A 22230-nucleotide genomic window follows, 5' to 3' on the forward strand; every position below is an offset into this window, starting at 1 on the left:
CAAAGGTGCGGTGACCCTTACATGACCACGCAGGCGCACGCGACCGGCCGTCGAGCCGTCAAGGCCGTCATTCCGGCGGCTGGGCTGGCTACCCGATTCCTTCCGGCCACCAAGGCCGTACCCAAGGAACTGTTGCCGGTTGTGGACCGCCCGGTCCTTCAGTACATCGTGGAAGAGGCGGCGGCCGCGGGGATCACCGACGTGCTGCTCGTGACCGGGCGGGGGAAGACCTCGATGGTCGACCACTTCGACCGGCGGCCCGATGTGGAGGCACGGCTGGAGGAGAAGGGCGACACCGCGCGGCTCGCCGCCGTTCGCCGGACCAGCGAGCTCGCCGACATCTACACCTGCCGGCAGGGAGAGCCGCTCGGCCTCGGACACGCCGTCGGGGTGGCCGCCTCGCACGTCGGTGACGAGGCTTTCGCCGTGCTGCTCGGTGACGAGTTCGTCGCGGAGGATGATCCGCTGCTGCCGGCCATGCTCGACCTGCAGGCCGAGACCGGCGGCATCGTCCTCGCCTTCATCGAGGTCTCGCCCGAGGAGACCAGCCGATACGGCATCGCGTCCGTCGAGCCGGAGCAGGGGCGCGGCGAGAATGTCGTGAAGGTCACCGGCCTGGTCGAGAAGCCGTCGCCCGCCGAGGCGCCGAGCAACCTGGCCGTCGTCGGGCGCTACGTCCTGCCCGCCGCCATCTTCGAGGCGATCCAGCACACCAAGCCGGGAAGCGGCGGCGAGATCCAGCTCACCGACGCCATGGCCCAGCTTCTCGCCGACGGGGTGCCGGTGCACGGCATCATCTATCGCGGGCACCGCTACGACACCGGAATGCCGCTGGGCTACCTGCAGGCCGTCGTCCAGCTCGCCGCCCAGCGGCCGGACGTCGGCCCCGAGTTCCGCCGGTGGCTGAGCGAGTTCGTGGCTACGAACATCGGCGGTGCCCAGGGATGACAACCACGGCCGATGCCGAGGCGGCCGCCAACGAGCTGATGCCTCTCGCCGAATACCTGGGCAGCGTGCTGCGCAGGCTTCGAGCGCTGCCTCCGCTCGACCTCGACCTCACCCAGGCGCACGGCAACGTCCTCGCCAACGACGTGCTGGCCCCACACCCGTATCCCGCCTTCGACCAGGCGGCGATCGACGGGTACGCGGCCCGCTGGGAGGACCTGGCCGCCGCCGGGCGGATCGGCTCGCACCCGTCCTTCGGCGCGTTCGAGGGCGGGCTGCGACCGGTCCGGCTCAACGTCGTAGGTGACCTGGGCGCGGCTAGCTGGCGGCCGGTCCGGCTGACCCCGGGGACCTGCTTCTCCGTGGCGGCCGGAGCGCCGCTGCCGCTCGGCGCCGACGTCGTCGTGCCGGTGCACTGGACCGACCAGGGCATGGCAGCGGTGGAGATCCTGCATGCCCCGAAACGCGGATCCGGGGTACGTCGGGCCGGCGACGAGCTGCCGGTCGGGCGGGTGCTGGCGTCCGCCGGCTCCTACGTGACGCCCGCGATGGTCGCCGTGTTCGCCGCCTCCGGAATCGGGCACGTGGTCGTGCGGCCCAGCCCGCGGGTGGTCGTGGTGGCCACCGGTGACGAGCTCGTCGACGTGGGCCGGCCCAGCCAGCCGGGGCAGGTCGTGGACGCCAACTCGCACGCGCTCACCGCCGCCGCGGTCGAGGCCGGCGCTCTCGCGTACAGAATCGGCATCTGTGACGACGACCCGGAGAGCCTGCGGGGGTTGCTCGAGGACCAGACGCTGCGGGCCGATCTGATCATCACCACCGGAGGCACGGGTACGGGGCCGGGCGACATGCTCCGCCGCGTCCTCTCCCGGCGCGACCACGGGCGGGGAGCGGTCGAGTTCACCGACGTGGCGCTCTGCCCGGGCGCTGCCCTCGGCTTCGGCACCGTCGGCGGCGAGGAGGTGCCGGTCGTCTGCCTGCCCGGTGAGCCCGGTGCCGCCCTGATCGGCTTCGAGGTGCTCGCCCGGCCCGTCATCCAGCTTCTCGCCGGCTCCGAGCCCGTCTTCCGGCCCAGCGTCAAGGCACACCTGCTCGAGACCGTCTCGTCGCCCGGCGGCCTGCGGGAGTTCCGCCCCGCGCATGTCGCGGAACGGCGCGGCGGCGGCTACACGGTCCAGCCGCTCGCCGGTGGGCCGTACACTCTCTCCGGCCTGGCCGAAGCCAACGGTCTGCTGGTGCTGGGCGAGCGGGTCACCGCGGCCGCGGCCGGGTCGACCGTCGACGTGTTGCTGCTCGACCGGAGGCGATGATGTGGGGGTCCATGCCCGGATGGCCTGCCGTCCTGGCGGACGGACCCGTGGTGCTCCGGCCCTACCGCCGCGGCGACGCGCAGGCCTGGTCCGAGGTCCGCGTCGCCAACGAGGCGTGGCTCAGCCCGTGGGAGTCGGCGCCACCCGGACCGTGGGCGGACATGAATTCGCCGCGCGCGTACCTCTACGTCTACCGGGACATGAAGCGGGCGGCGCGGCGCGGCGACAGCATGCCGTTCGCCGTCTGCCTCCGGCAGGACGGCGGCGAGGAGCGGCTGGTCGGCCACATCAACCTGGGCAGCATCGTGCGGCGGGCGTTCGGTTCCGCGTACGTCGGCTACTGGGTCGATTCCCGGGTCGCGGGTCGCGGGGTGATACCGACGGCCCTGGCGCTCGCCGTGGACCACGCGTTCGGGGCGGGCGGGCTGCACCGCGTGGAGATCAACATCCGGCCCGAGAATGTACCCAGCCGGCGGGTCGTGGAGAAGCTCGGGTTCCGCGAGGAGGCGTACCACCCGCGCTACATGCACATCGACGGCGCCTGGCGCGATCACCTCGGGTATGCGATGACCAGCGAAGAGGTCGCAAATGAGGGCGGGCTGCTCGCACGGTGGCGCAGGTTACGTACCACAGCAAAATGATCATCCAAGGCCTACCGGCCCGGCGCGGCGCGGCGATTTCCGCAGCTCTCGCCCGTAATCTCGGGGAGATTGCGACTTTTTCGTGACCGGGCCCCGATCGCCCGGCACGGTCTGAGGCTGACGGGAGGGGTGAGGGTGCCGACCTCGGTGCTCCTCGCCGTCCTCGCCGCGGCCGGGTTGCTCGCCCTCGCACCGGCCCTCGTCCGCCGGTACGACGCCACCGAGCGCCTGGCGGCGGAGCGGGCGTCGTCGACGGCTCGGGTGCTGCAGCGCCGCCGTCGGCTCCGCACCGTGCCCGGACGCCGACCGGTCAACCCCGGTCGCCAGTACATGGTTACGTCGCGGACCCTAACGGGTGATCCAGCGCCGGTCTCCGGTGCTCCGGTGGCCGATGCCCCGGTGTCGGGCGCTCCCGTCCCGGCCGCACCGGTGTCCGGCCCGCCTGCCCGGCGGCTGCGCGTGGTGCCGTCGCGCCGCCCGGTCCGCCGCCGTCCGGTCCGCCGGCAGACCCCGGCCGTGGTCCGCCGCCGCCGGGTCTTCGCCGCGCTGCTGCTGCTCAACGTGATCGAGCTGGTCGGCGTGCTCGCGGTCGGCCCGGGATTCTGGATCAGCTTCGCGGTGACCGGCACCCTGCTCGGCGTCTACCTGGTACACCTGCGCAACCGCGCCATCGCGGACCGCCGGCGCCGCCGTATCGAGGCGCGCGAGGCGGCATGGCTGGCGGCCCGGCAGGCGGAGGTGCGACGCGAACAGGCCCGTCGCGCGGCCGCCCGCCGCGAGGCCCAGCGCCGGCTCGCGGCCCAGCGCGAGGCGGTCCGCCGCACAGCAATGGGCCTGGACCGGGACCCATCCGAGCTCCCGGCCGCGGTCAACGGCGCGTCGGTGTCCTACCGGCGCGCCGGAGGCCTCCGCGGCAGGGCGTACGAGGCCGGCGGCCGCGGCGCGTCGTATCCGGCCTGACGAAGCATCCGGCCTCACGAAGCGCGCGGCCTGAGATGGCCGGCGGCGCCACGCGGAGGGGGTGGTTCGCGAGGTAGGCGGGCGACCTGTTAGCCTAGCTGCGGTCCTAAGGGACCGGGGGGCTGTGGCGCAGTCCGGTAGCGCACCTCGTTCGCATCGAGGGGGTCTGGGGTTCAAATCCCCACAGCTCCACCCCTGAATTCTCTGGCCAGCGGAAACGCTGGCCAGAGTTCGTTAGGACCGAATCCGTCGACTCAAAGCCGGATCGGGTCTTCCCGGAACCAGGCCACGATCGGGTGAGGCTGTTGCCTCCACCATGTACCCGCGCCGGGGTGCAGCGCACGGCGGGCTGGATCGACTCGGCACGTAAGGGTCTCCGTACCGAAACCGGCCGGCGGATCGCCGAAGTGGCGGTCAACCTCTCGCCGCTCTCCTGGCGTGACCGTTGATCAAACCTTGATCCGCGCCGCACCCTCCGGGCCGGGGGTCAGGCGGCGGTCGGCTTGCGGCGTTCGATGAGCTGCTGGAGCTCGACCACCAGGCGCCGCGGCGACAGCGGCTTCGGCAGGTAGCCGTCCGCGCCCGAGCCGAGGCCGGCGTTGATGTCGTGGACGTGGCAGTTCGCCGAGACCATCAGCACGGCCGCGTTGCGGACCTCCGGGTTGCTGCGGATCAACTGGCACAGCTCCATGCCGTTGAGGGCCGGCATCCGTACGTCCGTCACGATGCCGACCGGGCGGGCGACCTTGATGATCCGGGCGGCGGTGCTGCCGTCCTTGGCGCCCACCGTGGTGTAGCCCGCCCGCTCGAGGGCGAGGGCGAGCATGTCGCGCAGGTCCGGGTCGTCCTCGGCGACGAGGACCAAGTTCTCGTTCATGTGGGCAGACATCCGGCGGGTGCGGGCGATCCGGCAGCAAGATGCGGGTTGCACCCGGGGAGTATCCCTACCGGTCGGTATGGTCTTTGTGACACATCGATCACGCTGAGGATCCGCGCGTCCTCGCGGCATTGCGGGGTCGGGGTAGCAGACTGCACGAATGCTGGGACGAAACTCATCGCACTTCTGGGGCGTGGTGCTCGAGACCCCCGAGCCGCGGGCGCTGGCGGAGTTCTATGCGGCCCTGATGGACTGGAAGATCGTCAAGGAGGAGCCGGACTTCGTGGCCGTGGCGCCTCTCGGCGACCACGTCGAATACCTGGCCTTTCAGCGCTCGCCCGACTACGAACAACCGACGTGGCCCAACAAGGCGCACAAACAGCAGATGATGATGCATCTCGACATCGAGGTGCCCGATCTGGAGTCCGCGGTGAAGAGCGCCACGGCGGCGGGTGCGACCGAAGCGGATCATCAGACCCAGGACACCGTACGGGTGATGCTCGATCCGGACGGTCATCCCTTCTGCCTGTACGTCGACACCGAGGCCTAGTCGTCATTTTTCCGTTGTAGTGGTTACGACCGATCGGTTGACCGGCGGTCCCGGCACCGGATCATCAGCGATATGACCTCGTTCATCGCTCAACTCAGCGACTCTCACCTCACCACCGGGCCGTTGGGGGGCGGTCCGGCTGCCGGCCTCCAGCTCGCTCTGGCCCGCGTCATGGCGCTCGATCCGCGGCCCGACTGCGTCCTCGTCACCGGCGATCTCACCGACAACGGCCGCGAGGAGGAGTACGCCGCCCTCAAGGAGGTCATCGGCGACTTCCCCCTGCCACTGCATCTGACTACCGGCAACCACGACGACCGGGACGCCATGGTCAAGGCGTTCGGCGGCGAGCCCTTCTACGCCGTGGACTATCCGGGGTTCACGCTGGTCGCTCTGGACTCGCTGATCCCCGGTTCGCCGGCCGGGCGGCTCGGTGGGGAACAGCTCGAATGGCTCGACGCGGTGCTGGCGACGCGTCCCGGTGTGCCGGCGATGATCGGGTTGCACCATCCTCCGATGCCCATCGGCATCCCGTTCCTGGACGGTATGCGGCTGCTCGACGGGGAAGCGCTCCGGGAGGTGCTCTCCGGGCACGACAACGTTGCGCGGATCATGGCGGGGCACGTCCACCGGCCGGTCACCGCCGCCTTCGCCGGGTCGGTGCTGACCGTGGGCCCGAGCACCTGGCGCCAGGCCGGGCTGCTGCTGAACTCCGACGCGCCACCCGGGTACGTGGCCGAGCCCACCGGCTTCCTGCTGCACATGCTCGAGGGCGACGACTGCGTGACCCACACCGTCCAGGTGAGCCACGCCGCGGCTCTGCTCGGCGCATACTGACCGCCGCTCGGCGCAGCGATCATCGAAGTGTCGTACCCCCGCTATACGGTCGATGTTCAGCGGGAAGGGGAGACCGATGATCGACCACGTCGTTCTCGGGGTGCACCACCTCGACGAGAGCCGGCACTTCTATGAGCATGCCCTGCGTCCGCTCGGTCTCAAGGTCGTGGCCACCGGGCCCGAGATGATCGGTTTCGGGGACGACAGCGGGCGGCCGTTCTTCTGGCTGGCCGTGCGGGAGCCGACGCACCGGGTCCACGTGGCGTTCACGGCGGCGGACCGGTCGGCGGTCGACGCGTTCCACGCCGCGGCGCTGCACGCGGGCGGGGTGGACAACGGCCCTCCGGGGCTGCGGCCGCACTATCACGAGAATTACTACGGTGCGTTCGCGTTCGACGCGGACGGCAACAACATCGAGGCGGTCTGCCACCGACCGGCATGACCGACCGGCATGACCCCCAGGAGGGCGAGAGTGGGAGCAAGATGGCCGAAATGCCAGCATTGCTACTTCTGGGTGGTACCTCTGAAGTCAGTCTCGGAGGTGACCGACATGCAAGCGCCCCTGCCCACGAACGAAGCCGACCGTCTCGCCGCCCTCTATGAACTCGACATCCTCGACTCCGCACCCGAGAAGGACTTCGACGACATCGTCGCGCTGGCCTCCACGGTATGCGGCGTACCGATGGCACTCGTCTCGCTGATCGATTTCGACCGGCAGTGGTTCAAGGCCCGGATCGGTACGGACCTGACGGAGACGTCGCGCGACCTGTCGTTCTGCGCCCACAGCATCATGGGCAAGGATCTGATGGTCGTTCCCGACCTGACCAAGGACGAACGGTTCGCCGACCATCCCACCGTCGTCGGCGACGGTGGGATGCGGTTCTACGCCGGGGCGCCGCTGATCACCACCGGCGGGTTCGCGCTCGGCTGCCTGTGCGTCTTCGACTCGCATCCACGGCGGCTCGACGGCGAGCAGTTGCAGGCCCTGCGGGCGCTGGCGCGTCAGGTCACCTCGCAGCTCGAGCTGCGGCGGTATGCCACCTCGCTGGCCAACACCACCGCCCGACTGCAGGAGCTCGAGCGCCGCAAGGACGATCTCGCCGGGCTGGTCGGCGGGAAGCTGCGCGCGCCGCTGCGGCTGATGCGGCAATATCTGGCCGACCTCGGCGACAAGGGGGTGCACGACCCGGAGCTGGCCGACCTCGTGGGCCGGGCCACCGCCGCGCACGTGCGGGGGCTGACCGACCTGCTCGACCACCTGTCCTCCATGGCGGAGGCCGGGCACGGCGCCGACAGCCTGCACATGCGCGAGATCGACCTGACCCGGCTCACCCAGCGCGCGGTCGAGGCGGTGCGGCCCATCGCCGCCACCAAGCGGATCTGGATCCTCAACCACGCCGGCGGGCCGTCGTTGCCGATCATCGCGGATCCCGTACGCCTGGAGCAGGTCCTCATGCAGTTGCTCTTCGCCGCGGTGAAGTACACGCCGGCCGGCGGGCGGGTGCGCGTCGGCACCGAGATGGAGTCGGGGCCCGCGGTGCGGCTCGACGACATGGATCTGCCGGACGGTCTGCGTCCCGACCTCTTCCCGCACCTGTACTACGGCACGATCTCTCATCCGTCCGCGGAGCCGGGGCCCGACCAGGGCCTGGCCCTGGCGAAACGCATCCTCGACGCCCACCACGCCACGGTTGCGCTCTCGGACCGCCCGGGAGACGGCACGTCCCTGCACGTGGTCTTCCCCGTCGCGGAGAAGGAGCGCGAGCTGGAGCTGGCCGGGGTCTGACGGCTGACGCGGATCCGCTCCCGCCCGGCTGCAGTTCGGGCGGGAGCGGATCCGTTCGGGGGAGTGCCGCGGTCCTGACGCGAGCCCCTCAGGACCGGCCGGACACCCCCCGAGCCCCGCGCGTGAAGCCGGGGCCGGAACCGCCGCCCGGGAGCGAGCCGGCCGACGGAAGGTCTTCGGGCGGCAGGACGAGGTCCTCCGGATTCGGGCTCTGCGACGGCACCGGCGGCCGGGCCGTCGCCCGCCCGGCCGCCGGATGGGTGTCCGGCGGCTTCTGATCGCGGCTCGGCGGCCAGGTGTCCACGGCCGGGGCGACGCTCTGCTGCGGCAGGATCACCGCGGTCCGCGTCGCGGGTACGGCCTTGACCCCGGTGAGCCCGGCGCGGTGCAACTTGTGCCAGCGCAGCCGGGCCCCGGTCATCGCGGTCATCGCGGACTGGATCAGCACCAGGTACATGAGCTGCCGGTACGCGAACTGCTGCAGCGGCAGCCGCCACAACGGCCGCAGCGACTCCCGGTCGAAGCGGAACGCGACCGCCGCGGTGAACATCTGCAAGGCCAGCATCCCCAGCCAGGCCGCGACCGTCGCGCCGAGCTCCCAGAACACGATGCCGTACAGGAGCAGGATGTCGACCACCGGCGCGAGCATGGGCAGAGCCACTCCGAACAGCGCGAGGAACGGCAGCCCGACGCGGCCGAAGCGGCCCGAGTCGCCGGTGTCGGTCAGCGCCCCGCGATGCTTCCACATCGCCTGCATGGTCCCGTAGCTCCAGCGGTACCGCTGCCGGTAGAGCTGTTCCAGCGTCGCCGGCGCCTCCGTCCACGCCCGGGCGCGCTCCTCGTAGACGACCCGCCAGCCGGCCCGGCACAGCGCGATCGTCACGTCGGTGTCCTCGGCGAGCGTCTCGTCGCTGATGCCGCCGACCTCGACCAGCGCCGTACGCCGGAACGCCCCGATCGCCCCGGGCACGGTCGGCATGCAGTTGAGCACCTCGTAGAGCCGGCGATCGAGGTTGAAGCCGATCACGTACTCGATGTGCTGCCAGGCCGAGACGATGTTCTCCCGGTTGCCGACCTTGACGTTGCCGGCGACCGCGCCGACCGCCGGGCTGGCGAACGGCTGCACCAGCATCCGGATCGAGTCCGGTTCGAAGATGGTGTCGCCGTCGACCGTGACGACGATGTCGTGCCGGGCGAGGGCGATGCCGGTGTTCAGCGCGTTCGCCTTGCCGCCGTTGGGCACCCGGATCACCCGTACGTTGCTCAGGTGGAGGCGTTCCACGATGTCCGCGGTGCCGTCGGTGGAGCCGTCGTCCACCACGACCACCTCGATGTCCGGATAGTCGCCGCCGGCCAGCGACCGGACCGCCGCCTCGATGCCCTCCTTCTCGTTGTAGGCGGGCACGATCACCGACACCGGCTCGGTCACGGGCGGGCCCCAGGTGAAGGTCTTCTTGTGGCGCTGCCGGGCATGCCGGGTAGCGAGCACCAGAAGCAGCAGCGTACGGCCCACCGTCAGCGAACCGACCACGAGGAAGAGTCCGGCGATCGCCCAGACCAGCCCGTCGGCGACGCGTACGGTCCACAGCAGTGCCGTGCCCCGCCAGCGGTCGGTGCCCCCGGCCTCCGGATTGACCGGCAGCAGCGGCACCGGCACGAGCGATTCGCGCCCCTGCTGGGCGATGGCGAGGTTCATCCCTTCGGTGACCGTGGTGAAGGCGTACCCGCGCGCCTTCATCATCGGGATGAAGGTCCTGAGCGCCGCGACGGTCTGCGACCGGTCTCCGCCCGCGTCGTGGAAGAGCACGACCGCGCCCGTGTCGCCGGGCGGAGTGGCGTTGCGCACGATCCGCTCGACGCCCGGTCGCTGCCAGTCCTCGCTGTCCAGGTCGTTGACCACGACCAGGTAGCCGTGCGCGCCGGCCTCCTTGATGATCCGCCAGTTGACGTCGTCGATGGCCTGCGGCTTGGACGAGTACGGGAACCGCGCCAGATTGGTCCGCACGTTCGCGGCGCGCGCGATGGCGACCTGGGTCTGCGACAGCTCGAGGTCACGCCGCCACGACGCGATCCGCTGCAGGTTCGGGTGGGTGAACGTGTGCAGGCCCAGCTCGCTGCCCTGTTCGGTGATCCGCTTGGTCAGCTCGGGGTGTCGGGCGACCTCGGAGCCGACCACGAAGAACGTGCCGTGCGCGTCGTTCTCCTTCAGCACGTCGAGGATCTTCGGCGTCCAGGTGGGATCGGGACCGTCGTCGAAGGTCAGCGCGATGGTCTTGTCGGGCAGCCGGCTCGAGCTCTCCTGGCCGCCGGTGGTGTTGATGACGGGCCCGCCGCCGCGGATCGCGGCCGGCACGCCGGCCTGGTCGCCCACCTCGGATTCGACGTGGTCACCCCGGAACTCGGCGTTGACGTACGCCTGCACGATCAGGACGCCGACGAAGAGGCCGATCAGGAGGACGCCGAGCATGATGCGGGGGCGCGGCAGGATCCGGCGCCGGGAGCGGCTCCGGTTGCGGTTGCGGCGCTTGGTCATCGTCCGGCCTCGTCGCCGGAGGCGGCCCCGCTCCCACCGGCGTCGCCGGCGTCCGTGGCGTTCTCGGCGGGCTTCTCCGTGGGCTTGACGGCGGGTTCGGCGGCAGGCTCTTCGGCGGGCTTGACGGCCGGCTGGTCGACGTCGGCGGGTTCGCGGATCGGGATGACGGGTGGCGGCGGGGGGTTGCTGGTGCCGTTCGCGGCCCCGCCTTCCTCGTCTTCGCCGTCGTCGTCGCTGGGGGTGCCGCCGCCGGTGCCGCCGGTTTCGCCTGTCCCCGGAGGGATCGGCGGTGCCGGCGGCACCGGGTCGGCCGGGGTGGTCGGCGTGCCGGTGGGCGGCACGGTCGGCCCCGGGGTGTTCGGCTTGGTGGTACTCGACTCGACCAGCTTCGTCGGGGTCGGCGTGGTGGTCGGCTTCGTGGTCGTTCTCGGTGTCGGAGTCCGCGAGGGACGCGCGGTGGGCGCCACCGACCGCGGCATCACGCCCGACTCCACCGTGCGGCGGATGATCGGCAAGTCGCCACGGGGGAGAACGTCCATCACCGGGCGCGTGCTGGGCACGGCGGTGAACGGACCCGGTGTCGGGCTCGGCCGGACCGCGGCGATCGCCTCGTCGTCGCCGTCCGCGAGGTCAGGCAGGGGCAGAACCGCGCTCGGACTGACCGGCCCTCCGGCGAGGCTGACGCTGATGAGTCCCCCGTAGACCATGCAGAGGGCACCGAAGCCGTAGGCGACGCGCCGCAGCAGACGCCGGCGGCGCCCGGTCGAGTCCACGAACACCGGCGACGGATGCGCGACGACGATCACCTCGGTGTCCGGAATCTCGGCGTCGGCGAAAAGCTGGGTCTCAGGCTCCTGCAATGTCACGCGGCGAGCTTATGAACATCTACGAAGATCATGATCTGCCTCACCCCATCAGATGACGTCCATATGCGGGAGGGAAATCATCCGAAACGGTGAGCGCTCGCGTTTGACCTGATCAGCAAGGTGTGCGTCGCTGATTTCCGGTCCGCTCTGACCTGCGGGAGAAGGTGTTGAGGTAGAAGGTTACGCGAATTTACCGAAGTATCCGCTGTCGCATTCTCGACTCTCTGCCAGACCCTATTCCGAAAGGCATTCGCCAATGGATAAGCGGCTTAAAAGGCAATATAGCCTTATGTCTGGTTTGCCGCAATGGTGGAACTCGACGCGACCCGCGCCCCGCGGCGCCGGCCTCCTTGCCCTCGCGCCCGCGTGCCGTTACCCCCGTGCCTCGCGCGTCCGTGGCCCGGCCTCTGCGCCCCGGCGCCGCGCGCCCGCGCCGCGCCCGGATCGGTCGACCGTGCTGCCTCTAGCGGGTCTCTCGCGGTGCGAAGATTCCGGCAACCGACGGACTCCACCCGTTGTGTCCGTCAACAACGCTCGTTAAGCTTCATCTTGCGCGCCCCTATCGCCCGCTTCCCCCGTGGCAGGCGATCGGGGCGTTGCCTATCTCGGTCAACGACCCCGCCAGCTCTTCCAGTCGCCACGCGCACCCGTGGCGGCTTTCGCGTGCCCGGCCCATCGCCGACGGTGGTCGGCGCACCACGGCGGCAGCCGCCCCCGACGAACGTCCCGCGGCGGCGCCCTCGACCCACGTCTGCGGCGGCGGAATCCGCCGTGGGTCGGTCAGATCCAGCGACTGCCCAGCCACATCCGCGCCGACCAGTCGTCGTACGGAAGCAGTTGTCCCACGAAGATCGGATGGAAGTACGCGAAGCACAGCGCGACGAGCAGCACATACACTCCCGCCACGATGGTGCCGATGACCTGCCGGTCCGTGCGTCCTGCTCCGGCGGCTGTGCCGGCCGGTGGGGTCATGATGGCGCCCAGCGCATAGACCACCGCCAGGATGAGGAACGGCAGCGCCGGCATCACGTAGAACGTGAACATCGTGCGGCCGTCCGCCACGGCGAAGTAGAACCACGGCAGCAGGCCCGCGACCACGCCCGTACCGATGGCGAAGGCCCGCCAGTCGCGGCGGGCGATGCCGAACCAGAACAGAGCGGCGAGAGCCGGCAGGAACGACCACCACAGCAGCGGGGTGCCGAGGAGCAGGATCTCCGCGGCGCAGCTCGTGGCGCCGCAGTCGCCGTTGCCGTTCCAGTAGAACGCGACCGGCCGGCCCAGCAGTAGCCACTGCCACGGCCACGACTGGTAGACGTGACGGTCGGTCAGGCCGCTGTGGAACGTGTACGCCTCGTGGTGGTAGTGGATCAGATTGAGCAGGGCGCCCAGGAACGGCGGCTCGTCCAGTCCGTTGGCCTCGCGGTAGTGGCGGAAGTAGCCGCTGTCGGTGACGAACCAGCCCGTCCAGGAGGCGAGGTAGAAGATCACCGTGAGGATGAAGCTCAGGATCAGGTAGCCGAGGTCGCCCAGGATCCCGGAACGAATCGGGCTGCGCATCCCGGCCGAGCGGCGGGCCTGCACCCGCCAGACGACGACCAGCAGGGCGTAGAACGGCGCGAAGAACAGCGCGCTCCACTTGACGCCGCAGGCGAGTCCGAACGTGATGCCCGCGGCGAGCAACCACCACGGGAAGACGAAGATCCGGCCGCGGGGGCCGGTCGGGTCGTGGCCGTCTTCCAGGGCCTTGAGCCAGCGCCTGCGGTAGTGGTCACGGTCCAGCACCAGGGCCGCGAAGGTCATCAGGATGAACAGCCCGATGAAGATGTCGAGCAGCGACGTCCGGGACAGCACGAGCTGGAAGCCGTCGAGGGTCATCAGCAGGCCCGCCGCGCCGGCCAGCACGATCGAGTGGAACAGCCGGTAGGCGACGCGAATCAGAATGAGGATCATCAGCGTGCCGGCGACGGCGGCCGGGAAGCGCCAGCCCAGCTCGTTGTTGCCGAACGCCTTCTCGCCGAGCGCGATCAGCCATTTGCCGAGCGGCGGGTGCACCACGTACGCGGGCCCGTTGGTCTTCTCGTCCCACTCGACGCCGTGCTGGAGCATGTCCCACGCGTCGGTCGGGTAGTAGACCTCGTCGAAGATGTGCCCCTTCGGGCGGTCGAGCCCGACCACCCGCAGCACCGCCGCGATGCTCACGATGACCGCCGTGACCAGCCACGAGTACGGATTCAGCCAGTTGTCGAGCGTGCTCAGGCGGCGCCGCACGGCATCCGGAACGCCGCGTACGCCGCCGGCGCCCTCGCCTGCGTTCTCGTCCGCGGTCGAGGGGCTCGGGGTTTCTGTCTCCGCTGTCGCCGAAGTCACCCCGCGATCGTAGGCCGCCTACCCCGGAACCGGTGTCTGCAGGCCGCGGCCCGTCGCGGTGGTGATGGAACGGATGTGATGGACTCGGGTCGTGGACGAGAACGGGGCAGGTCGGGTCGTGCTGGTCGGCGCGCCGCTCGGCAACGTCGGCGACGCCTCGGCCCGGCTGCGTGAGGTGCTGGCCGGTGCCGACGTGGTCGCCGCCGAGGACACCCGCCGGCTGGCCCGGCTGGCCCGTGACCTCGGCGTCACCGTGGGTGGGCGCATCGTGTCGTACTTCGAGGGCAACGAGGAACGCCGTACCCCCGAACTGGTCGACGCCCTCCGCGGCGGCGCGGTCGTCGCCGTCGTCACCGATGGCGGCATGCCCAGCGTCTCGGATCCCGGTTATCGCCTGGTGCGCGCGGCGTTGGACGCCGGTTTCCCGGTGACCGCCGCGCCCGGCCCGAGCGCGGTGACGACCGCGCTCGCGCTGTCCGGCCTGCCCAGCGACCGGTTCTGCTTCGAGGGCTTCCTGCCGCGCAGTGGATCGGGACGCCGGTCGCGGCTGCGTGAGCTGGCCGCCGAGCCGCGGACGCTGGTGTTCTTCGAGGCGCCGCACCGGATCGCCGGCATGCTCCAGGACGTCGCCGGGGCGTTCGGCGCCGAGCGGGAGGCCGCCGTCTGCCGGGAGTTGACGAAGACCTACGAGGAGATCCGCCGCGGCCCGCTCGGTGAGCTGGCCGGCTGGGCCGCCGAGTCGGGGCCGCGCGGCGAGATCACGGTGGTCGTGGCCGGCGCACCCGCCGGCCCGCCCGAGCGGCCGGCCGACGAGGACCTGCGGGCGGCGGTCGCCGAGCGCGAGGCCGGCGGCGCCTCACGGCGCGACGCGGTGCAGGCCGTTGCCGACGCGTACGGGCTGCGCAAGCGCGAGGTGTACGAGCTGGTGCACACCGCTCAGTAGGCGGCGAACAGGAACCCGGCCAGCAGTGCGAGCGGGCCGGCGAGGCTGACCAGCAGCGCGGCGCGCCGGTACCGGGCGGTGTCGAGCCGCCGCGCCCCGGTGAGGCCGGCGATGCCGAGCCCGCACAGCAGCACCAGCACGAAGCCCAAGGACCAGCGCAGGTGCACCAGGACGCTCGCCTCCCCGGCGTACGCCTGCCTGCTGTCCTGGCTGACCATCCGCGCGGGGGTGACCGAGCCGGTGGCCCGCTGCGCCGGCTCGACGCCGAACAGGGCGATCGTCGGAACGGTGTAGAGGCCGTCGGCCGAGGTGAACTGCCCGGAGCAGCGCTGGGTGACTCCCTCGCCGGTGCATCGGGCGACCGTCGCCGTGCCTGCGTGGCCATGCCCCACGGCCAGCCAGAACGGTTCCGCGCTGACCCAGGAGAAGAAGGTGGCCACCAGGGCGAGGGCGAGCAGCGCCAGCAGGCCGCTGACCGGCCGGCGGGGTTCGCGCGGCTTGCGCCGCGGCGGCCGGCCGGCGCCGGGCGGAGTCTCCCGCGCCGGTGCCGGGGGGCGCTGGTCGTCGTTGAGCCAGAACGGTGAGGTTTCGAGGAGGGCGGACGTGCGCTCGGCGCGTACCCGATCCTGCAGGGCCTGGTCGGCGCGGGCGTGATCCTCCCGGGCCCGCCCGGGGGTTCCCTGGCCGGGCACGGCCCCGCGGTCGAGGGCCACCGTCGGCCGGTTGCGCTCGGGTTCGGGAAGAACCATCACATCGGGTACGGCGGCAGCGGCGGGCTCGCTCGCGGGTACGGCCGCGAGCAGGTCCACGATCGTGGGTTCCTGGTCCGCATGCCTCCGGGGCTGGTAGGCCGCGACCGTGCCCTCGGTGTTGAAGCGTTCGGCGTCCGTCCGGTCGTGGTCGCGTTCGACCGCCTTCGTCGCTTCCGGGGTCGCGGCGGGCCGCTCGAGGGCGGCCGTGGCGTCCTGAACGCCGGTCCGATGCGCCTCGGACGCCTCTGCGGTGCGCCGGGCGACCTGGGCCGGCTCCGACGAAGTCCCGGCTGCAGGCGGCTCGGCTGCTAGCCCGGCTGTCGGCGGCTCGGCCGTTGGCCTGGCTGCAGGCGGCTCGGCCGTCGGCCTGGCTGCAGGCGGCTCGGCCGTCAGCCCGGCCGTCGGCGGCTCGGCCACTGGCCCGGCTGTCGGCGGCTCCACCGCAGGTCCGGTGGCCTGAGCCGGCTCCTTCGCGGGCCCCGCGGCGGTCGAAGCCTCCATGGTGGGCGCGGCGGCGGGAGCAGGCGTGACGGCTGCCGGTGCCCGTGCCGAGGTCGGGGGCGCCGCTGGTGCCGAGGTCAGGGGCGTCGCTGGTGCCGGCGTGGGGGTCGGGCGGCGCTGGTGCCGAGGCTGGGGGCGGGCGGGGCCGTCCGCGGGTGCCGGTGTGGCCTCCGTGCACCACCAGGCGCCGGTGCCGACGTCGTTCCATGACCACGGGCTTTCCTCGGTGCGCGGCGTTTCCCCAGGCTGCGGCGCGTCTCCGGTCATGGCTCCCATTGGACTACGCGGCTCGCTGAGGTTCAGGGACATGACGGGCGTGTCGGAGTAAAAAGGGCGGATGCCTATCCGTTCGCGAGGCCGACCGCCGAGTCACTACGCTTAATCCTCATGAGTCACGTTCTCGCCGCGGTCGCCTGGCCCTACGCCAACGGCCCGCGCCACATCGGTCATGTCTCCGGCTTCGGGGTGCCCTCCGACGTGTTCAGCCGGTTCATGCGGATGTCCGGCCACGACGTGCTCATGGTCTCGGGCACGGACGAGCACGGCACGCCGATCCAGGTGCAGGCCGATGCCGACGGCGTGACGCCGCGCGAGCTCGCCGACCGCTACAACCGGGTGATCGTCGAGGACCTGCACGGCCTCGGGCTGTCGTACGACCTCTTCACCCGGACGACGACCCGCAACCACTACGCCGTCGTGCAGGAGCTGTTCACGGGGCTGCACGAGAACGGCTACATCGTCGCCAAGACGACGCTGGGCGCGATCTCTCCGTCGACCGGGCGCACCCTGCCCGACCGTTACATCGAGGGCACCTGCCCGATCTGCCGCTACGAGAGCGCCCGCGGCGACCAGTGCGACAACTGCGGCAACCAGCTCGACCCCGAGCAGTTGATCGACCCGAAGTCGCGGATCAACGGCGAGACCCCGGAGTTCGTCGAGACCGAGCACTTCTTCCTCGACCTGCCGGCGTTTGCGCAGGCGCTGGGCAAGTGGCTCGACACCCGCGACGGCTGGCGCCCCAACGTGCTCAAGTTCTCGCGGAACCTGCTCGACGACCTCCAGCCGCGGGCCATCACCCGGGACCTGGAGTGGGGCGTACCGATCCCGTTGGAGGGCTGGCGGGACCGCGCCGACAAGCGCATCTACGTCTGGTTCGACGCGGTCATCGGCTACCTGTCGGCGTCCATCGAGTGGGCGCGTCGCTCCGGCGACCCGGAGGCGTGGCGCAAGTGGTGGTCGCCCGGCGGCGCGGGTGGCGACTCGCGGGGCTACTACTTCATGGGCAAGGACAACATCGTCTTCCACTCGGTGATCTGGCCGTCCCTGTTGCTCGGCTACTCGGGCGAGGGCGACAAGGGCGGCAAGCCCGGCTCGCTCGGCGCTCTCCAGCTCCCGACCGAGGTGGTCTCGAGCGAGTATCTGACCATGGAGGGCCGCAAGTTCTCCTCGTCGCGCAAGGTCGTCATCTACGTACGCGACTTCCTCGAGCGGTACGACGCCGACGCCCTGCGGTATTTCATCGCCGCGGCCGGGCCGGAATCGAACGACACCGACTTCACCTGGTCGGAGTTCGTGCGGCGCAACAACGACGAGCTCGTCGCGGGCTGGGGCAACCTGGTCAACCGGTCGATCTCGATGGCGGCCAAGAACTTCGGCGCCATCCCCGAGGCGGGCGAGCTGACCGGGGACGACCGTGCGCTGCTCGAGGTGGCCCGGGCGGGCTTCGCCACCGTGGGCGACCTCATCGGCAAGCACCGCCAGAAGGCGGCCATCGGCGAGGCGATGCGGGTCGTCGCGGAGGCGAACAAGTATCTCTCCGAGCAGGCGCCGTGGAAGCTCAAGGACGAGGCCTCGAAGCCGCGGATGGGCACGATCCTGCACGTCGTGCTGCAGGTGGTGAGCGATGCCAACACCCTGCTCACGCCGTTCCTGCCGCATTCCGCGCAGAGGGTGCACGAGCTGCTCGGCGGCACCGGGGTGCACGCGCCGATGCCGTCCATCGTGGAGGTCGACGACCTGGACGGCGGCCCGGGCTATCCCGTGCTGACCGGTGACTACACGGCCGGCACCCGGTGGGAGTCCGTACCGCTGGTGGCCGGCACGCCGCTGGCCGCGCCGAAGCCGGTCTTCCGCAAGCTCGACCCGTCGGTGGTGGAGGAGGAGCTGGAGCGGCTCGGCTCCTGACGACGGGCGAACGGCGACGGGCGAAGGGCGAACAGCGAAGGGTGACTGGCGACGGGTGAAACCGGGCGCACATGCCCACCGGCGGCTCGGCCGCCGGTGGGCCTTCGCGTGTCTGGGCCGGAAGAGGATTGATCGGCGCCGCGACGATCATGTACGTTCGGCGCCGACCACGGGGGAAACGCCTGCGTTTCATCGGTACGCCGCCGTTCCATCGAGTGCGGCGCAGTGCCGGCATGCCTCTTTCGTCGGTCGTCGCCCCCGAAGGAGTTGCCTTGAACCCACGCCTCTCCCGTTCGCTGCTGGCCATCGCCGTCAGCGGTGCGCTTCTGACCGGTAGCGCCGTCGTCGGCGCACCCGCCTTCGCCGCCGACACCGAAGCGACCGCCGCCGTCCGGACCGCCCTCGGCGACCCCGCCACGGATCCGACCACCTCGGAGTCCACGCCGACCGGTTCGGCGACGGGCACGACGACGCCGGACGGCGCGGCGACCGACCCGGGTACCCCGGAAACCGACCCGAGCACGCCCGTGACGGAGCCGAGCACGCCGGTCACCGAGCCGAGCACCCCCGTCACGGAGCCGAGCACGCCGGAGACCGAGCCGAGCACCCCCGTGACGGAGCCGAGCACGCCGGTCGCCGAGCCGAGCAGCCCGGAGACCGACCCGGGCAGCCCGGCCGACACCACCGCGCCCGTCGGCAGCTTCTCGCTGCAGACGACGTCGCTGTGGATCGGGCAGAAGATGACCCTCAAGCTGGGGGCGGTCAGCGACGACACCAGCTCCGCGGAGCAGATCCTCCGCGTGGTGAACTGGGGCGACAACACGGCGAACGTGCTGCCGGCGGGCCAGGCGCAGATCCGGAAGCAGTACACCGAGGCCGGCAGTTTCACGGTCACGGTCACGCTCAAGGACGCGGCGGGCAACATCGGCATGGCCACCGCGCCCGCCGCTACCAAGGTCACCGTGACCAGCCCCGGCAAATTCAAGCTGAACAAGACCACCGTGTGGCCGGGCCAGCGGTTCTCGGTCTCGATCAGCGGCGTTCCGGCCGGCACCACCGTCATCCGCCTGCACTGGGGCGACGGTTCCTACAGCAAGCTCAGGGGCGCGAACCAGACGGTCTCCACCCTCTACGGCCGCAACATGGGCAAGGTCACCCTGCGGGCGACCTTCGCCAACGCCAACGGCATGTCGTCGCTGGTCACCGTCGGCACGATCGACGTGAAGCGCGACCGCTGGAGGCCGGTCGTCAAGGTCAAGAAGCCGAGCCAGTCGAACCGGCTGAAGTCCTGGAAGTACGCCACCGGCACGGTCACCGACAAGGGAGCCGGTGTGCCGTTCCTCTTCGTGCTGGCGACCCGCATCTCGGGCAACAAGGTCTACTGCTTCACCCCGAAGAAGACGTGGAAGCGCGTCTACAACGAGAGGCAGTTCAAGAACTGCGTCCCGGTCGCGGTGAAGGTCTCCAAGGGCAAGTGGTCGCTGAAGCTGAGTGGCCTGAAGAAGGGCGAGCTCTACGTCGACGCGATGGCGCGGGACTGGGGCGGCAACCTCAGCAAGGTGGCCTCCGTCAAGGCGAAGATCACCCGTAGCTGAGTACGGCAGTAGTCACATCGCGGGGTCCGGCGCTACGCCGGGCCCCGCGCTCGTTCCGAGCCGGTACGGCACCTCCGCGACGTGGTGATCGGTGAGCTCCCGCAGCGCCGCCCACACCTCGTACACGCCGCGCTCATAGCAGCGCGCGCCCACCGCGGAGACGGAGTCCGCGTCGGGGCGTACGAGCCGGAGCCGCGCCCAGGTGTCGTCGCGTTGCAGCACCCAGGCCGGCACGTTGCGCCACAGGGCCTGCTCGGCGCGGCGGGACAGGGACTGCACCGGGTAGCGGGCGGCGCGGGTGAGCGCGCGGACGCGGAAGTCCTCCGGCGGGTCGGCGACCGCCTCGTACTCCTGCTCGCCGATCCGGCCGACGAGGCGCGCCGTGCCGGCGTTGGTGCAGGGCACGTACTCCCGGTCAGGGCTGACCCCGGGCACCCCCTCGAGCAGGTGTCGCCAGCGCGGGCCGGCCAGCCGCAGCCAGCCGTGCTGCTCGGGCTGGTAGGTGTAGAGCACCACCTCGTCGCCGGTGCCGGGATAGGCCAGGAGCTGGGCATTCGCCGGCATGGGAAGGTCGGCGAAGCCCGCGGTGACGAACTCCGGGATCAGGTCGTCGGCGCTGGGCGTGAAGCCGGTGCCGAGCACCATCGCGCCGATCCGCGAGTGGGCCGGCAACGCGGGCAGTCCGGCCTGGACGGCGCCCATCGGGATCTCGAAGTCGCGCGGGTCGGTGGCGCGCCAGCGCAGCGCGTACGCGACCGGCTGGTCGCCGGCGCCGTCGGTGCGCAGCACGGACAGCTCCTCCGGAGTGCGCAGGTGGGCGATGTCGCAGGTGCGGTAGCAGAACCCGTACGGCAGCCAACCGGCCAGATGCCCGGCGAGCTGGACCGCGGAGAGCACCTTGGTCATGCGCGTGCCGCGGTGCACGGCGGCAGTGGCCCGGATCCGCTGCAACAGGGGATCGTCCTGATGCCCGACGGACTGGGTCAATGACTGGACCTGTGCCCAGGAGAGATCGCGGCGCAGCGGCGCCATCAGAGGCGGCTCGAGCGGATCGCTGCCCACGGCGGCGTCCTCACCGATCAGGGTCACCCCGCCCAAGCTAGGGGCGCCGGGTTGATTTCGGATGAACGCGAGGTTATGCCGTGTGTGATGCTGGACGGCGATGAACACGCAACCGTCCGAGTCCCGCAAGCAGCGTGCCGCCCGGCGCGCCGGTGAGTTCCCGCCCGCGCCCGAGCCGCTGGCCGTTCCCGTCTTCGACAGCCATACGCACCTCGACATCACGGTGCACGAGCAGGGCGTGCCCGGCGGTGGCGACGACCCGGTCGAGGCGCTGATCACCGCCGCGGCGAAGGTCGGGGTGGACCGGCTGGTGCAGGTCGGCGTCGACGTGGCGTCGTCGCGCTGGGGAGCCGCCCTGGCCGCCCGTCATCCCTCGGTCCTCGCGACGGTCGCGCTGCACCCCAACGAGGCGCCGACCCTGGCCGACCTCGACGAGGCGCTGCGCGAGATCGAGACTCTGGCGGCCGAGCCGCGGGTGCGCGGGCTGGGAGAGACGGGCCTCGACACCTTCCGTACGGGCGAAGCCGGCCGCCCCGCCCAGGAGCGCAGCTTCCGCGCCCACATCGCCATCGCCAAGCGCCACGGCAAGCCGCTGATCATCCACGACCGGGATGCACACCAGGACGTGCTGCGCGTCCTCGACGAGGAGGGCGCACCGGACACTGTGGTGCTGCACTGCTTCTCGGGCGACGCGGAGTTCGCGGCCGAATGCGTACGCCGGGGCTACCTGTTGAGCTTCGCGGGCACGGTGACGTTCGCCAGCGCGGGCGACCTGCGGGCGGCCGCGGCCCTGACGCCGCCGGAGCAGATGCTGGTGGAGACGGATGCGCCGTATCTGACGCCGGCGCCGCATCGGGGACGTCCCAACGCCTCGTACCTGATCCCGGTGACCGTGCGGGCGCTGGCGGAGGTGACCGGCCGGGATCTCGACGCCCTGTGCGCGGCGATCTCCACGAACGGCGAGCGGGTCTTCGGCCCCTGGCGGTGATCCGGGCGGCGGGTCAGGAGGGCAGGGGATAGGCGGCGCAGTCGAGGCGTTCGCCCAGGCCGCCGAGGAGCTTGGCGAACTCGGTCGGGGCGGCGTGCAGCGGGCCGCGCGACACGAAGCGCACCGCCCAGCGGTGCCCCGGCGCGACGTTGAAGATGCGGTGCACCACCAGGGAGCCGCGGTCGTCGGGCTCGACGCTGGTGACGCCGCGATACCACCACTCGCCCTGCTGGACGACCGAGCGGGCGGCCCGGTCGACGGTCACGGTGATGGTGCTGCCGTCCCTGGTGACGGTGAACTCGTCGCCTTTCGCGGGCTTGGCCGCACCGGTCGCCGCGATCGGCGACCTCCCGCCCGGCCGCGCGTCGAGCAGTACCGCGGCGACCTCGTCCGGTGTCGCCTCGACCACGCCTCGCAGTTCGAGCAGCTCCGTCATGCCCCTCGTTGTACTCCCTCCGCGCATCTTGTCGCTGCCCCGTGACTGACCGTCACGCGATCGGCGCCCCGGCCGCCGCCGAGGCGGCACGGCGTCGCCT

General features: G+C 71.3%; 19 protein-coding genes and 1 tRNA gene. 13 read left to right on the forward strand and 7 right to left on the reverse strand.

Going from position 1 to position 22230, the window contains the following annotated elements; translation table 11 throughout:
- Nucleotides 1-21: 21 nt before the first annotated feature.
- The 5 genes from EDD30_RS23355 to EDD30_RS23375 all read left to right on the forward strand — a co-directional run bounded on the left by EDD30_RS23355 (nt 22) and on the right by EDD30_RS23375 (nt 4048).
- The gene (locus tag EDD30_RS23355; RefSeq protein WP_071803153.1) at nt 22-948 is read left to right on the forward strand and encodes a UTP--glucose-1-phosphate uridylyltransferase; all 927 of its coding nucleotides are present in this window, start codon (nt 22-24) and stop codon (nt 946-948) included.
- Nucleotides 945-2255, forward strand: a complete 1311-nt coding sequence (locus EDD30_RS23360; RefSeq protein ID WP_071803154.1) for a molybdopterin molybdotransferase MoeA — start codon at nt 945-947, stop codon at nt 2253-2255. The genes EDD30_RS23355 and EDD30_RS23360 overlap by 4 nt, the downstream gene beginning before the upstream one ends.
- Entirely contained in the window at nt 2255-2896 is a 642-nt protein-coding gene (locus tag EDD30_RS23365; protein WP_123678475.1) for a GNAT family N-acetyltransferase, read from the forward strand. Before EDD30_RS23360 ends, EDD30_RS23365 begins: the two co-directional genes overlap by 1 nt.
- 129 nt (nt 2897-3025) lie before the next feature.
- The gene (gene sepX / locus EDD30_RS23370) at nt 3026-3856 is read left to right on the forward strand and encodes a divisome protein SepX/GlpR (protein ID WP_211277660.1); all 831 of its coding nucleotides are present in this window, start codon (nt 3026-3028) and stop codon (nt 3854-3856) included.
- A 118-nt stretch (nt 3857-3974) separates the two neighbouring features.
- Nucleotides 3975-4048 (forward strand) — tRNA-Ala (locus EDD30_RS23375).
- A gap of 295 nt (nt 4049-4343) precedes the next feature.
- Here EDD30_RS23375 and EDD30_RS23385 read toward each other — a convergent pair.
- Complete coding sequence (locus EDD30_RS23385; protein ID WP_071803157.1) at nt 4344-4733, reverse strand: response regulator transcription factor; 390 nt, start codon at nt 4731-4733, stop codon at nt 4344-4346.
- Nucleotides 4734-4893: 160 nt separating this feature from the next.
- Between EDD30_RS23385 and EDD30_RS23390 the strand changes: the two genes are divergently transcribed.
- The 4 genes from EDD30_RS23390 to EDD30_RS23405 all read left to right on the forward strand — a co-directional run bounded on the left by EDD30_RS23390 (nt 4894) and on the right by EDD30_RS23405 (nt 7903).
- Nucleotides 4894-5283, forward strand: coding sequence for a VOC family protein (locus tag EDD30_RS23390; RefSeq protein ID WP_071803158.1), 390 nt, complete (start codon nt 4894-4896; stop codon nt 5281-5283).
- A 72-nt stretch (nt 5284-5355) separates the two neighbouring features.
- Nucleotides 5356-6117, forward strand: coding sequence for a phosphodiesterase (locus EDD30_RS23395; RefSeq protein ID WP_071803159.1), 762 nt, complete (start codon nt 5356-5358; stop codon nt 6115-6117).
- Nucleotides 6118-6193: 76 nt separating this feature from the next.
- On the forward strand, nt 6194-6559 hold the full coding sequence (locus EDD30_RS23400) for a VOC family protein (RefSeq protein ID WP_071803160.1): 366 nt from the start codon (nt 6194-6196) through the stop codon (nt 6557-6559).
- Nucleotides 6560-6667: 108 nt separating this feature from the next.
- A complete protein-coding gene (locus tag EDD30_RS23405) occupies nt 6668-7903 on the forward strand; it encodes a GAF domain-containing sensor histidine kinase (protein WP_071803213.1) in 1236 nt (411 codons plus the stop codon).
- Nucleotides 7904-7991: 88 nt separating this feature from the next.
- Here EDD30_RS23405 and EDD30_RS23410 read toward each other — a convergent pair whose 3' ends face one another.
- From EDD30_RS23410 to EDD30_RS23420, 3 genes are all read right to left on the reverse strand, one after another.
- Nucleotides 7992-10436, reverse strand: a complete 2445-nt coding sequence (locus EDD30_RS23410) for a bifunctional polysaccharide deacetylase/glycosyltransferase family 2 protein (RefSeq protein ID WP_071803161.1) — start codon at nt 10434-10436, stop codon at nt 7992-7994.
- Nucleotides 10433-11302: a hypothetical protein gene (locus EDD30_RS23415; protein ID WP_143162545.1), complete on the reverse strand. Its 870-nt coding sequence runs from the start codon at nt 11300-11302 to the stop codon at nt 10433-10435. The genes EDD30_RS23410 and EDD30_RS23415 overlap by 4 nt, the downstream gene beginning before the upstream one ends.
- Nucleotides 11303-12082: 780 nt before the next feature.
- Nucleotides 12083-13669, reverse strand: coding sequence for a dolichyl-phosphate-mannose--protein mannosyltransferase (locus EDD30_RS23420; protein WP_071803163.1), 1587 nt, complete (start codon nt 13667-13669; stop codon nt 12083-12085).
- A 91-nt stretch (nt 13670-13760) separates the two neighbouring features.
- On the opposite strand from EDD30_RS23420, the gene rsmI reads away from it, so the two are divergent.
- Nucleotides 13761-14612, forward strand: coding sequence for a 16S rRNA (cytidine(1402)-2'-O)-methyltransferase (gene rsmI, locus EDD30_RS23425; RefSeq protein WP_071803164.1), 852 nt, complete (start codon nt 13761-13763; stop codon nt 14610-14612).
- Here the strand turns inward: rsmI and EDD30_RS23430 are convergent.
- Nucleotides 14606-15781 carry a hypothetical protein gene (locus EDD30_RS23430; RefSeq protein ID WP_123678476.1) on the reverse strand — a complete coding sequence of 392 codons (1176 nt, stop codon included), beginning with the start codon at nt 15779-15781 and terminating at the stop codon, nt 14606-14608. The two genes, rsmI and EDD30_RS23430, sit on opposite strands and share 7 nt — an antisense overlap.
- Nucleotides 15782-16252: 471 nt before the next feature.
- Between EDD30_RS23430 and metG the strand changes: the two genes are divergently transcribed.
- Both metG and EDD30_RS23440 read left to right on the forward strand, forming a co-directional pair.
- Entirely contained in the window at nt 16253-18049 is a 1797-nt protein-coding gene (gene metG, locus EDD30_RS23435; protein ID WP_071803165.1) for a methionine--tRNA ligase, read from the forward strand.
- Nucleotides 18050-18321: 272 nt separating this feature from the next.
- The gene (locus EDD30_RS23440; RefSeq protein WP_071803166.1) at nt 18322-19644 is read left to right on the forward strand and encodes a hypothetical protein; all 1323 of its coding nucleotides are present in this window, start codon (nt 18322-18324) and stop codon (nt 19642-19644) included.
- Between the two features lie 12 nt (nt 19645-19656).
- Here the strand turns inward: EDD30_RS23440 and EDD30_RS23445 are convergent, their stop codons facing one another.
- The gene (locus EDD30_RS23445; protein WP_071803167.1) at nt 19657-20733 is read right to left on the reverse strand and encodes a hypothetical protein; all 1077 of its coding nucleotides are present in this window, start codon (nt 20731-20733) and stop codon (nt 19657-19659) included.
- 73 nt (nt 20734-20806) lie between these two features.
- Between EDD30_RS23445 and EDD30_RS23450 the strand changes: the two genes are divergently transcribed.
- Nucleotides 20807-21694, forward strand: coding sequence for a TatD family hydrolase (locus EDD30_RS23450; protein WP_071803169.1), 888 nt, complete (start codon nt 20807-20809; stop codon nt 21692-21694).
- Between the two features lie 13 nt (nt 21695-21707).
- Here the strand turns inward: EDD30_RS23450 and EDD30_RS23455 are convergent, their stop codons facing one another.
- Nucleotides 21708-22130 carry a hypothetical protein gene (locus tag EDD30_RS23455; RefSeq protein WP_071803170.1) on the reverse strand — a complete coding sequence of 141 codons (423 nt, stop codon included), beginning with the start codon at nt 22128-22130 and terminating at the stop codon, nt 21708-21710.
- Nucleotides 22131-22230 lie beyond the last annotated feature (100 nt).

Origin of the sequence: Couchioplanes caeruleus, from assembly GCF_003751945.1 — a bacterium.
Classification (GTDB): domain Bacteria; phylum Actinomycetota; class Actinomycetes; order Mycobacteriales; family Micromonosporaceae; genus Actinoplanes; species Actinoplanes caeruleus.